The organism is Pseudomonas sp. EB271-G4-1, from assembly GCF_058791355.1.
The window spans coordinates 180,587-192,868 of the sequence record NZ_JBYTEO010000001.1 but is presented as its reverse complement, the minus strand read 5'-3'; the positions used below and the strand labels follow the sequence as shown (position 1 = coordinate 192,868).

General features: G+C 59.8%; 13 protein-coding genes. 10 read left to right on the top strand and 3 right to left on the bottom strand.

Features of this window, described 5'->3' with window-relative positions; all coding sequences use genetic code 11:
- The first annotated feature begins 65 nt into the window (after positions 1-65).
- Positions 66-1,592 carry a SulP family inorganic anion transporter gene (locus tag AC3WWR_RS00905; protein WP_492598397.1) on the top strand — a complete coding sequence of 509 codons (1,527 nt, stop codon included), beginning with the start codon at positions 66-68 and terminating at the stop codon, positions 1,590-1,592.
- Between the two features lie 124 nt (positions 1,593-1,716).
- On the opposite strand, the gene AC3WWR_RS00900 is transcribed toward AC3WWR_RS00905, so the two are convergent.
- Positions 1,717-2,367, bottom strand: coding sequence for a hypothetical protein (locus tag AC3WWR_RS00900; RefSeq protein ID WP_020798063.1), 651 nt, complete (start codon positions 2,365-2,367; stop codon positions 1,717-1,719).
- A 369-nt stretch (positions 2,368-2,736) separates the two neighbouring features.
- On the opposite strand from AC3WWR_RS00900, the gene coxB reads away from it, so the two are divergent.
- The 4 genes from coxB to AC3WWR_RS00880 all read left to right on the top strand — a co-directional run bounded on the left by coxB (position 2,737) and on the right by AC3WWR_RS00880 (position 7,141).
- Positions 2,737-3,864 carry a cytochrome c oxidase subunit II gene (gene coxB / locus AC3WWR_RS00895; RefSeq protein ID WP_020798062.1) on the top strand — a complete coding sequence of 376 codons (1,128 nt, stop codon included), beginning with the start codon at positions 2,737-2,739 and terminating at the stop codon, positions 3,862-3,864.
- Positions 3,865-3,946: 82 nt separating this feature from the next.
- Positions 3,947-5,545, top strand: coding sequence for a cytochrome c oxidase subunit I (gene ctaD, locus AC3WWR_RS00890; protein ID WP_020798060.1), 1,599 nt, complete (start codon positions 3,947-3,949; stop codon positions 5,543-5,545).
- Positions 5,546-5,676: 131 nt separating this feature from the next.
- Positions 5,677-6,228, top strand: a complete 552-nt coding sequence (locus AC3WWR_RS00885) for a cytochrome c oxidase assembly protein (protein ID WP_020798058.1) — start codon at positions 5,677-5,679, stop codon at positions 6,226-6,228.
- Positions 6,229-6,253: 25 nt separating this feature from the next.
- Complete coding sequence (locus AC3WWR_RS00880) at positions 6,254-7,141, top strand: cytochrome c oxidase subunit 3 (RefSeq protein WP_454865569.1); 888 nt, start codon at positions 6,254-6,256, stop codon at positions 7,139-7,141.
- 96 nt (positions 7,142-7,237) lie between these two features.
- Here AC3WWR_RS00880 and AC3WWR_RS00875 read toward each other — a convergent pair whose 3' ends face one another.
- Positions 7,238-7,441: a twin transmembrane helix small protein gene (locus AC3WWR_RS00875; RefSeq protein ID WP_008064738.1), complete on the bottom strand. Its 204-nt coding sequence runs from the start codon at positions 7,439-7,441 to the stop codon at positions 7,238-7,240.
- 70 nt (positions 7,442-7,511) lie between these two features.
- Between AC3WWR_RS00875 and AC3WWR_RS00870 the strand changes: the two genes are divergently transcribed.
- The 5 genes from AC3WWR_RS00870 to AC3WWR_RS00850 are packed head-to-tail and all read left to right on the top strand — an operon-like array spanning position 7,512 to position 11,414.
- Positions 7,512-8,252, top strand: coding sequence for an SURF1 family protein (locus AC3WWR_RS00870; RefSeq protein ID WP_020798056.1), 741 nt, complete (start codon positions 7,512-7,514; stop codon positions 8,250-8,252).
- Complete coding sequence (locus AC3WWR_RS00865; protein ID WP_020798055.1) at positions 8,218-8,811, top strand: PA_0111/PP_0108 family redox-active disulfide protein; 594 nt, start codon at positions 8,218-8,220, stop codon at positions 8,809-8,811. The genes AC3WWR_RS00870 and AC3WWR_RS00865 overlap by 35 nt, the downstream gene beginning before the upstream one ends.
- A 10-nt stretch (positions 8,812-8,821) precedes the next feature.
- A complete protein-coding gene (locus AC3WWR_RS00860) occupies positions 8,822-9,895 on the top strand; it encodes a COX15/CtaA family protein (protein ID WP_020798054.1) in 1,074 nt (357 codons plus the stop codon).
- Positions 9,883-10,782 carry a heme o synthase gene (cyoE, locus tag AC3WWR_RS00855; protein ID WP_020798053.1) on the top strand — a complete coding sequence of 300 codons (900 nt, stop codon included), beginning with the start codon at positions 9,883-9,885 and terminating at the stop codon, positions 10,780-10,782. The genes AC3WWR_RS00860 and cyoE overlap by 13 nt, the downstream gene beginning before the upstream one ends.
- Entirely contained in the window at positions 10,779-11,414 is a 636-nt protein-coding gene (locus tag AC3WWR_RS00850) for an SCO family protein (RefSeq protein WP_020798052.1), read from the top strand. Before cyoE ends, AC3WWR_RS00850 begins: the two co-directional genes overlap by 4 nt.
- An 85-nt stretch (positions 11,415-11,499) precedes the next feature.
- Here the strand turns inward: AC3WWR_RS00850 and AC3WWR_RS00845 are convergent, their stop codons facing one another.
- Positions 11,500-12,273: a MetQ/NlpA family ABC transporter substrate-binding protein gene (locus AC3WWR_RS00845; RefSeq protein WP_020798051.1), complete on the bottom strand. Its 774-nt coding sequence runs from the start codon at positions 12,271-12,273 to the stop codon at positions 11,500-11,502.
- Between the last annotated feature and the right edge of the window lie 9 nt (positions 12,274-12,282).

The window sequence follows — 12,282 nt, the reverse complement described above, 5'->3', positions numbered from 1 at the left end:
GACGCCAGCCGCTGTTTCAGCGGCCCGGCTTCGCCATGCCTGAAGAAAACTTCGGGAGAATCATCATGCGTGCTGCACAACTTAAAGCTGTGCTGCCACGGGAGCTATTGGCTTCGGTGGTGGTGTTTCTGGTCGCCCTGCCATTGTGCATGGGCATTGCCATTGCTTCGGGACTGCCACCAGCCAAAGGCCTGATCACGGGGATCATCGGTGGACTGGTAGTCGGTTGGCTGGCCGGCTCGCCATTGCAAGTCAGTGGTCCTGCGGCAGGTCTGGCGGTGCTGGTGTTCGAACTGGTACGCCAGCATGGCGTGGTCATGCTCGGGCCGATCCTGCTGTTGGCGGGCTTTTTACAGTTGGTCGCTGGTCGCTTGAAACTCGGCTGCTGGTTTCGCGTGACAGCACCTGCCGTTGTCTACGGCATGCTCGCCGGGATCGGGGTGCTGATCGTCCTGTCACAGCTGCACGTGATGCTGGACGCCACGCCCAAGCCCTCGGGGCTGGATAACCTGGCAGCCTTCCCGGCCGCCGTGGCTCAGGCTTTGCCATCCTTTGGCTGGCAGGCCGGTTTGCTTGGGTTGGGAACGATTGCAGTCATGTGGTTGTGGGAAAAGCTGCGCCCCCATTCCCTGCGCTTCGTTCCCGGCGCGCTACTGGGGGTTGGGATCGCCACCGTCGTCAGCCTGGCCTTGGCGCTGCAAGTCAAACGGGTGGAAGTACCCGCAAACCTGGCCGAAGCCATCGACTGGCTGAAACCTGCCGACTTGCTGAACCTGGCTGACCCTGCGTTGCTGATTGCCGCATTCGCGGTAGCGTTCATCGCCAGCGCTGAAACCCTGCTATCCGCTGCCGCAGTCGACCGCATGCACAGTGGTCAACGCTCGGACTTCGACCGCGAGCTGTCTGCCCAAGGCGTCGGTAACATGCTTTGCGGAATGCTCGGCGCGTTGCCGATGACCGGAGTGATCGTACGCAGCTCGGCCAATGTCCAGGCCGGTGCCAGCACGCGTTACTCGACGATTTTCCATGGATTATGGCTGCTGGCGTTCGTAATGTTGTTGTCGAGCGTGCTGCAAAGCATTCCCGTGGCGAGCCTGGCCGGTGTGTTGGTTTACACCGGTTTCAAACTGGTGGATCTCAAGGCTTTTCGCGGTTTGGGTCGATACGGTCGAATGCCGATGTTCACCTACGCCACGACAGCGCTGGCGATCATCTTCACCGACTTGCTGACGGGCGTGCTGGTCGGCTTCGGCTTGACCTTGGTGAAGCTGGCGCTGAAAGCCTCACGACTGAAAATAAGCCTGATCGACCTTCCGCAGGACGGCGAAATGGAGCTGCGTCTGGTGGGGGCGGCGACCTTTCTCAAGGTGCCGGCGTTGACCCGGGTACTGGGTAGCATTCCGGCAGGTGCGACGGTGCATGTGCCACTCAATAACCTGAGCTACATCGACCATTCGTGCCTGGAATTGCTGGAGGAATGGGGACGGGCGAATGCGGCCAAGGGCTCGAAATTGTTGATCGAGTCGCGCGGGTTGAAGCGAAGGCTGGAGGGCCGGGTGCGGACCAATATCGGAATTGGTGCGGCTGGCTGAATAACCCACCTGTAGGAGCGAGCCTGCTCGCGATGGACCAAAGAACACCGCGGGGTGTCAGAATACCCGCGGAATCGTTGTCGACCATCGCGAGCATGCTCGCTCCTACAAGGGTAATGCGAACCTACGCCACCGGCTGTTCCAGCTCCAGGCCCACACCCAGGCGGCGGGACATGCACGGCCAGCGCTTCCACGCGGCGCCGGTGTCCGGGCTGCTGAGTTTCTCGCGGTAGGCTTCGACCGACTCCAGCGCAAAGCTTTCGTCGTTGAGCATCTCGTCCACAGCGTGATGCACCGCCTCGTCCAGTTGGTTGGCGAACTCCTCACCGATCAACTGGTGAGCAATCAGGTTGGCGACAGTCATGTCCAAGGGGATCAGTGGCTGGCCAAGATGCTTGATGTACAGGTCGTTGACCTCTTCGACGAACCGGTGCGCCAGATAGGCTTCGTCCAGCAGGCTGTCGAGCCCGACGTGCCCGGCCATGATCGCCGGCGGCTGGAGGAAGTACTGTTCGGCGATTTTCAGCACCGGTTTTACCTGCGATTCGATACCCGCTTCCCTGGCGACTTCATTGGCTGCATCCAGCAGATCAGGTACTTCCTCAATGTAGGCGGCGACAAAACGTGTCAGGACGCCGTTGGCATCCGCCTCCGGTAATTGGATCGCGCGGTGTAGGTGAGGCAGTTGGTTTTCCAGCTGACGCGTCAGCAGGCCGCTCTCGGCTTCGTGTTGTTGTGCTTTTTGGATCTGCTCGCGCAATGCGGCGGTGTTCATGAAAACTCCAGGAAACAAGGCAATGAAATAGGGAAGACATAACTTAGCTGGCATACGAAAAATGCTAAGACGCATTTGTCATAATTATTTCATCCTTGAGACGCCTCCGTTATATCGGTTTGCCACCACTCGTCTGCATCCTTCTCCATTCGTGCCCTGCAAAGCAAGTTAATGCTGTTTCAGATGATTTACGCCAGCACATTGCGAGGTGGGAGTCGCTGTCTATACTCGGGTTGGAATGGAGTTAGCTGATGACGCCCGACTGCAATGCAGCAAGGCCCGGCGATTCAAGTTCGTAGTCTGATGCAGCCGCTCCCTTGCCGCAGGTGAAAGCCGGCGGGATAACAAGAACGATAAGGGGAACCCGCAATGATGCGACATCCACATGTCTGGATGGGCCTCCTGTTGTGGTCGATTTTCAGTCAGGCACAAGCGGCCTGGACTGTGAATATGGCGCCTGGAGCGACTGAAATCAGTCACGCTGTGTTTGACCTGCACATGACCATTTTCTGGATCTGTGTAGTGATCGGCATCATCGTCTTTGGCGCCATGTTCTGGTCGATGATCTTGCACCGCCGCTCTACCGGGCAGGTGGCGGCAAAATTTCACGAAAGTACCACCGTCGAAATTCTCTGGACCATCGTGCCCTTCATTATTCTGGTGGCCATGGCGGTTCCGGCGACTGCCACCCTGATCAAGATGTACGACGCCAGTGAGCCGGATATCGATATCCAGGTCACCGGCTATCAGTGGAAATGGCATTACAAGTACCTGGGCCAGGACGTTGAGTTCTTCAGCAACCTGGCCACTCCCGCCGATCAGATCCACAACAAGGAAGCCAAGAGCGAGCATTACCTGCTCGAGGTCGACAAGCCCCTGGTGCTTCCGATCGGCGCCAAGGTGCGCTTCCTGGTGACCTCTGCCGACGTGATTCACTCCTGGTGGGTGCCGGCCTTCGCGGTCAAGCGCGATGCGATCCCGGGGTTCGTCAACGAAGCCTGGACCCGTGTCGAAAAACCCGGTGTCTACCGCGGCCAATGCGCCGAGCTGTGCGGCAAGGATCATGGGTTCATGCCGATCGTGGTTGAGGTCAAGGACAAGCCCGATTACGAAAAGTGGCTGGCTGAACGCAAGGCAGAGGCTGCACAACTCAAGGAGCTGACCAGTAAGGAATGGACCCTCGACGAGCTCAAAGAGCGCGGCGACAAGGTCTATCACACCGCCTGCGTGGCCTGTCACCAGGCCGAAGGCCAGGGCCTGCCGCCCATGTTCCCGGCTCTCAAGGGCTCGAAAATCGCCACCGGCCCCATCAAGGATCACCTGAGCATTGTCTTCCACGGCAAGCCTGGCACCGCCATGGCGGCGTTCGGCAAGCAACTGTCGGAAGTCGATATCGCAGCGGTCGTGACCTACGAGCGTAACGCCTGGGGCAACAACAAGGGCGACATGGTCACCCCCAAAGAAGTGCTGGAGCTGAAACAGGCGGAAAGCAAATGACCCAGTCTATTGCGCACCCAAGGAACCCGTCGGGGCAGCACGCCCCGACCTGCCCAGCCCATCTGCTTGCAGGAGACAGGACATGACTGTTGTAGTCGATGACCATGTTCAGACCGGCACCGCACACGAACATGCCCACGGCCCTGCCAAAGGCCTGATGCGCTGGGTGCTGACGACCAACCACAAGGACATCGGTACGCTGTACCTGTGGTTTGCGTTTTCCATGTTCCTGCTCGGCGGCTCGTTCGCGATGGTGATTCGCGCCGAACTGTTCCAGCCGGGGTTGCAGATCGTCCAGCCGGAATTCTTCAACCAGATGACCACCATGCACGGCCTGGTGATGGTCTTCGGTGCGGTGATGCCGGCCTTCGTCGGCCTCGCCAACTGGATGGTTCCGCTGATGATCGGCGCACCCGACATGGCGCTGCCGCGGATGAACAACTTCAGCTTCTGGCTGTTGCCAGCGGCATTCATCCTGCTGGTTTCGACCCTGTTCACCCCAGGAGGCGGACCCAACTTCGGCTGGACGTTCTACGCGCCGCTGTCGACGACGTACGCGCCGGAAAGCGTGACCTTCTTCATCTTCGCCATCCACTTGATGGGGATCAGTTCGATCATGGGTGCGATCAACGTGATCGCCACCATCCTCAACCTGCGCGCCCCCGGCATGACGCTGATGAAAATGCCGCTGTTCGTCTGGACCTGGCTGATCACCGCGTTCCTGCTGATCGCGGTAATGCCGGTACTGGCCGGTTGCGTGACGATGATGCTGATGGACATCCACTTCGGTACCAGCTTCTTCAGCGCCGCCGGTGGCGGTGACCCGGTGCTGTTCCAGCATGTGTTCTGGTTCTTTGGCCACCCCGAGGTGTACATCATGATCCTGCCGGCCTTTGGTGCCGTCAGCTCGATCATTCCGGCCTTCTCGCGCAAGCCGCTGTTCGGCTACACCTCGATGGTCTACGCCACGGCGAGTATCGCGTTCCTGTCGTTCATCGTCTGGGCGCACCACATGTTCGTGGTCGGTATCCCGCTGGTGGGTGAGCTGTTCTTCATGTATGCCACGTTGTTGATCGCGGTACCCACCGGGGTCAAGGTGTTCAACTGGGCCAGTACCATGTGGCAAGGCTCGCTGACCTTCGAGACGCCGATGCTATTCGCGGTGGCGTTCGTGATCCTGTTCTCCATCGGCGGTTTCTCCGGACTGATGCTGGCCATCGCCCCGGCGGATTTCCAGTACCAGGATACGTATTTTGTGGTCGCGCACTTCCACTACGTGCTGGTGCCGGGTGCAATCTTCGGGATCTTCGCCTCGGCCTATTACTGGATGCCGAAGTGGACCGGCCACATGTACGACGAAACCCTCGGCAAGCTGCATTTCTGGCTGTCGTTCATCGGCATGAACTTGGCTTTCTTCCCAATGCACTTCGTCGGGCTTGCGGGCATGCCTCGACGGATTCCGGACTACAACCTGCAATTCGCCGACTTCAACATGGTGTCGTCGATCGGCGCCTTCATGTTCGGTGCAACGCAGATTTTCTTCCTGTTCATCGTGATCAAGACCATTCGCGGTGGCCCGCCAGCACCGGCCAAACCGTGGGATGGGGCCGAAGGCCTGGAATGGAGCGTTCCCTCACCGGCGCCGTATCACACCTTCACCACGCCGCCGGAAGTGAAATGAAATGAGCGCCATGGCCTTTGTGGGAGCGAGCCTGCTCGCGAAAAACGATGACGCGGTCTACCTGCCAAACCGTGGCGTCTGCTTCGCGAGCAGGCTCGCTCCCACAGGGCTCTCGGCGCAGGTGAGAAATCATGGCTGACTCGATTTCGATGAAGAAACTGGTCACCCGCCTGTTACTGGTGGTGGTAGCGATGTTTGTCTTCGGTTTTGCCCTGGTGCCGATCTACGACGTGATGTGCAAGGCATTCGGCATCAACGGCAAGACCGCCGGGCAGTATGAGGGTGAGCAAACGGTCGATACCTCGCGACAGGTTCGCGTGCAGTTCCTGTCGACCAACTCCGCCGACATGTCCTGGGATTTCTATCCCAAGCATGATGAATTGACGGCCAACCCCGGGGCAGTGAACGAGATGATCTTCATCGCGCACAACCCTACCAATCGCCCGATGAGCGCTCAGGCGGTGCCGAGCATCGCGCCCAGCGCGGCGGCGGCGTACTTCCACAAGACCGAATGCTTCTGCTTCACCCAACAAGTGCTGCAGCCCGGTCAACGAATCGAGATGCCGGTACGTTTCATCGTTGACCGTGACATGCCCAAGGATGTGAAGCACCTGACGCTGTCCTACACGCTGTTCGATATCACCGCCCGACATCCACCGGTCGCAGTAAATACTGGCGGTTGAGCGTGCCCGATAAGGAGAACAATAAATGGCAACTCATGAACATTATTACGTTCCGGCCCAGAGCAAATGGCCGATCATCGCTACGGTCGGGATGTTCGTCACGGTGCTCGGCCTGGCCATCTGGTTCAACGATCTGAAAGCGGCGCGGCCGGAATCCCACGGCCCGCTGATCTTTTTCGTCGGTGGCCTGTTGCTGGCCTACATGCTCTTTGGCTGGTTCGGTACGGTGATCAAGGAAAGTCGCGGCGGCTTGTACAGCGCGCAGATGGATCGCTCGTTCCGCTGGGGCATGAGCTGGTTCATTTTCTCAGAGGTGATGTTCTTCATCGCCTTTTTCGGCGCACTGTTTTATGTGCGCCATGTATCCGGCCCGGCACTCGGCGGTGAAGGCACCAAAGGCCTCGCCCACATGCTGTGGCCTGCCTTCGAGTGGACCTGGCCACTGCTGAACAACCCCGATTCCAAGCTGTTCCCACCACCGAAGGAGGTCATCAGCCCCTGGGGATTGCCGCTGCTCAATACCGTGATACTGGTGACCTCCAGCGTCACGGTGACCATCGCCCACCATGCCTTGAAAAAGGGCCATCGCGGCGCGCTGAAAATCTGGCTGGCGCTCACGGTGCTGCTGGGCATTGCGTTCCTCGGCTTTCAGGCCGAAGAGTACATGCACGCCTATAACGAACTGGGCTTGACCCTGGGTTCGGGCATCTACGGCGCCACGTTCTTCATGCTCACCGGGTTCCACGGCGCCCACGTGACGATCGGCACCATCATCCTGTTCGTGATGCTGATGCGGGTCATGCGTGGGCACTTCGACAGCGAACATCAGTTCGGCTTCGAGGCAGCGAGTTGGTACTGGCACTTCGTGGATGTGGTGTGGATCGGGCTGTTTGTTTTCGTCTATGTGCTGTAGGAGCGAGCATGCTCGCGATGGTATCCAACGATAACGCGGGGAACCTGATACCCCGCGATGCTTTCGAGTTTTTCGCGAGCATGCTCGCTCCTACGGTTACCAGGGTGCGTGAGATACAAGCTGGCCGCTGAAAAAGCCCCAGGCGATCAAGCCGACGGTAATGGCGGCCAGTGCTACACGAACACTCAAGGCAATGACGAGGCGGTTCGAGCTGCTGTCGTCCTTGACCAGAAAAAACAGGCCGCTGAACAGGCTGACAACCGTGGCAATCAGCATCAGGACGATGGCTGCTTTGAGCATGGTGGGACTCCGGGGGACAAGCGATGCATCTGAGTATAGCTATCGCGACGACCGACTTTCTGGCGATGCCATGAAGCGCTTTCGGCCGGGCATCATTCCGACATTGGTGGTTGCGCTGTTGCTGCCCCTGCTGGTGTCGCTTGGGTTCTGGCAATTGAGCCGGGGTGCGGAGAAAAGCGCGCTACTGCAAACCTATACTGAACGCCGGGCTGCAGAACCGATGGCCAGCACCGAGCTGCAACACACGGCAGACCCGGCATTCAGACGGATTCACCTGCATGGCCAGTTCGATGCCGCGCACAGCCTGTTGCTGGATAACCGTCAGCGTGGCGGAAAAGTCGGGGTCGAGCTGCTGCAACCGTTTCAGGATCAGGCAACTGGGCTGTGGCTGCTGGTCAATCGCGGCTGGCTGCCTTGGCCCGACCGCCGGACGCCGCCGCGATTCACTACACCGACCGATGCCTTGAGTCTCGATGCATGGGTCTACGTTTCACCCGGCGCGACCTTCCAGCTCCACGCCGACCCAAGCACCAGCACTTGGCCAAAACTACTCACGGCCATTGACCCGAATGCACTCTGGGCAGCCCTGGGCCGTGAAGGCTTTGCCTACGAATTACGCGCAGAAACCGGGCCCGCGACGTACCAGGCCGATTGGCCGGTAGTGGCCATGGGGCCGGAAAAACACATCGCTTATGCCGTGCAGTGGTTCGCCATGTCGATCGCCCTGTTCGGTCTTTACCTCTACCTCGGCTGGCACAACGCAAAGGAGAAACACCATGGGAGCGGCCATGAATCCACCCAGCATGTCTGAGGCCAAAACGCCGGTGAACCGGCGCAAGGGACGGTTGCAGTTACTGCTGATTGTGCTCGGGGTGGTCGGTCCGATGATCCTGGCCACCGGCATGTACAAACTGAATTTCTGGGTGCCGGAAGGCCGCAGCTATCACGGCGAACTGATCGGCAACGGACAGAGCCGCGCCGACCTTGGCGTACGGGCGCAGGAAAACCGCTGGCAGTTGCTGGTGACGGCACCGAAAGAGTGCTCGGTGGACTGCCAGCAACTGGTTTATCTGGCGCGCCAAATCCAGATCGGCCTGGGTCGCGATGCCGGTCGCGCCAGTCACGCACTGGCGGCGACACAGCCGCTGAGCAGTGATTACGAGACTAAACTTCAACGCGAGTACCCGCAGTTGCAGCGCTATCCACTGGATTTGCCGACCTACACCAAAGGAGCTCAGAGTAATGACTCTCCACACCTGTGGATCATCGATCCCCACGGCAATCTGGTCTTGCGCTACGACCCGTCAGTCAAGGGCAAGGATCTGCTCAATGACCTGCGGCACCTGCTGAAACTGTCGAACATCGGATAAGGGCATCGTCATGGCCAAGCCTGGATTTCGCCTCGCGCTGTTTGCCACCTTTCTGGCACTGATTGTGGTGTTGCTCGGTGCCTATACCCGCCTGACCCACGCAGGCTTGGGCTGTCCGGACTGGCCTGGCTGCTACGGTTTTATCAGCGTGCCCAAAAGCGAAGCACAACTGGCCCATGCCGAATTGCATTTTCCGGACACGCCTGTAGAAGCCCATAAAGGCTGGAACGAGATGATCCACCGCTACTTCGCCGGCACGCTGGGGCTGCTGATATCGGTGTTGGCCGGTAGGGCCTGGGTCCATCGCCGGCATCCAGGGCAACCGGTGAAGCTGCCGTTGTTCCTGCTGGCAGTGGTGTTTGCCCAAGCCGCGTTCGGCATGTGGACGGTGACACTCAAGCTCTGGCCGCAAGTCGTCACCGGACATCTGCTTGGCGGCTTTGCGACCCTGAGCCTGCTGTTTCTGCTGACCTTGCGCCTGTCCGGCGTACTGCCCGCATTGACGGTGCCGCGACGCCTGCAGTACTGGGCGACGGCGGGGCTGTTGCTGGTCATCGGGCAAATCGCCTTGGGTGGCTGGGTCAGCTCCAACTACGCCGCTGTGGCCTGCATCGACTTTCCGACGTGCCACGGGCAATGGCTGCCGCCTGCGGACTTCGCCAATGGCTTTCACCTGACCCAGCACATCGGCCCGAACTACCTCGGCGGGCAACTGGACAGCGACGCCCGCACCGCGATTCACCTGACACACCGGATCGGCGCGTTGTTGGTGACCCTGGTGTTACTTGGCCTCGCCTGGCAACTGAAAGTCGTTGGCATGACGCGACTCGCCGGGTTGGTGCTGATCGCCCTCGCGGCGCAAATCACCCTGGGCATCAGCAACGTGCTGTTGCACCTGCCGCTACCGATTGCCGTCGCCCATAACGCCGGGGGCGCAGCGCTGTTGCTGACGATGGTGTTGGTCAATTACCACGCCCGGACCAGCCTGGTTCGGGTCAAGCAGCCGACACGCTGGCGTTTCAGCCCGCGTAAACATTCAGCCGGGCCCATAACAATAAAAGGAGAGACGCCATGGCGATTCTGATCGGCGAACGTCACAGCCAGGCAATCTGGCGTGACTACCTGGAGCTGACCAAACCAAAGGTGGTGGTGCTGATGCTCATCACTTCACTGGTAGGGATGTTCCTCGCAACGCGCGCCGGAGTGCCGTGGACCGTGCTGGTGTTCGGCAACCTGGGCATTGCCTTGTGTGCAGGCGGTGCGGCAGCGGTCAACCACGTGGTGGACCGCAGGATCGATGCGGTCATGGCTCGCACCCACAAACGGCCACTGGCCGAAGGCCGGGTGTCTCCGGCCGCCGCGCTGACTTTTGCCCTGGTGCTGGCACTGCTTGGCCAGGCCTTGTTGCTGGCCTTCACCAATCCGCTGACAGCATGGCTGACCCTTGCCTCCCTGCTCGGCTACGCAGTGGTCTACACCGGTTTCCTCAAGCGTGCGACGCCGCAGAATATCGTCATCGGAGGCCTGGCCGGGGCCGCTCCGCCGCTGCTCGGCTGGACCGCCGCCACCGGCCACGTCAGCGCCGAACCGCTGCTGTTGGTGCTGATCATCTTCGCCTGGACCCCGCCACACTTCTGGGCCCTTGCGATCCATCGCAAGGAGGAATATGCCAAGGCTGACATCCCAATGCTGCCGGTGACCCACGGCGAGCACTACACCAAGATCCACATCCTGCTTTACACCTGCGCGCTGCTGGCCGTCAGCCTGATGCCCTACGTGATCCACATGAGCGGCTTGCTCTACCTGGTCTGCGCCATCGGTCTTGGCGCCAGATTCCTGCAATGGGCCGTGGTGCTGTACCGTGGCACTCGGCCGCACGCGGCGATCAACACCTTCAAGTACTCTATTTACTACTTGTTCCTGCTGTTCATCGCCCTGCTCGTTGACCACTACTTATTGTTGAACCTATGACCCGAACCCAGAAAACCGTCTTCATCCTTGTCGCCCTGATCGCGCTGGTCCTGGGCCTGACCATCAACAAAGTGCTCTCCGGCAAAGGCCAGGGCGACCCGACGGCACTAATCGACGCGGGGATCATTCTCCTGCCGCAAAGCCGCAACCTGCCGGATGTGAAGATGACCGATCAGGACGGCAAGCCGGTGGCCATCAACGAGCTCAAAGGCAAGTGGAGCCTGCTGTTCTTCGGCTACACCTTCTGCCCGGATATCTGCCCGACCACCCTCGCCCAACTGCGCCAGATCAAGAGTGAATTGCCGCCGGAGGCTGTGGATAAGTTGCAGATCGTGCTGGTCAGTGTCGATCCGCACCGCGATACGCCCAAGCAGCTCAAGCAGTACCTGGGCTACTTCGATCCGCAGTTTGTCGGCCTAACGGCGACGTCGACCGAGGATCTGCAAAAGATCGCTAATGCCGTGAGCATCCCGTTCATTCCGGCCGATACAAGCAAGCCGAACTACACGGTCGACCACAGCGGTAACCTCGCGGTCATTGGCCCGGACGGAACCCAGCGCGGCTTCATTCGGGCGCCGTTGAACAATGTGAAGCTGGTGGCGCAATTGCCGGTGATGCTCAACCGCAAATAACCACCATACCGCTCCTACGGGAACGATATTTCAGGCACAAAAAAGGGGACGCTTATGGCGTCCCCTTTTTCGTTGCGTCAGCCAATCAGAACGCAGGCACCACCGCGCCTTTGTACTTCTCGAGAATGAAGGCCTTCACTTCCGGGCTGTGCAGGGCAGCAACCAGCTTCTTCATCGCTTCACTGTCCTTGTCGTCCGGACGGGCAACCAGGATGTTCACATAAGGCGAGTCGCTACCTTCAATGACCAGCGCGTCCTTGGACGGATCGAGCTTGGCTTCCAGCGCGTAGTTGGTGTTGATCAGCGCCAGGTCGACCTGGGTCAGCACGCGCGGGATGGTCGCGGCTTCCAGCTCACGGAATTTCAGGTTCTTCGGGTTCTCGGTAATGTCCTTGACCGTCGACAGGATGTTGTTCGAATCCTGCAACTTGATCACACCGGCCTTGGCCAGCAGCAGCAGCGCGCGGCCACCATTGGTGGCGTCGTTCGGGATCACCACGGTGGCGGTGCTTGGCAGCTCTTCCAGGGTCTTGTACTTGCTGGAGTAAGCGCCCAGTGGTTCCAAGTGCACGCCGGCCACCGAGACCAGGTTGGTGCCCTTGGCCTTGTTGAACTCATCCAGGTACGGCTGGTGCTGGAAGAAGTTGGCGTCCAGGCGTTTTTCCGCGACCTGCACGTTCGGCTGGATGTAATCGGTGAAGACTTTAACCTTGAGGTCCACGCCTTGCTGGGCCAGGGCCGGTTTAACGAACTCGAGGATTTCCGCGTGCGGAACCGGAGTCGCGGCGACTGTCAGGGTGTCGGCGGCGTGGGCGGAAAAGGCTGCAACAGCAGCGAATGCGACGAGTAGTTTTTTCATTCAGCTAAC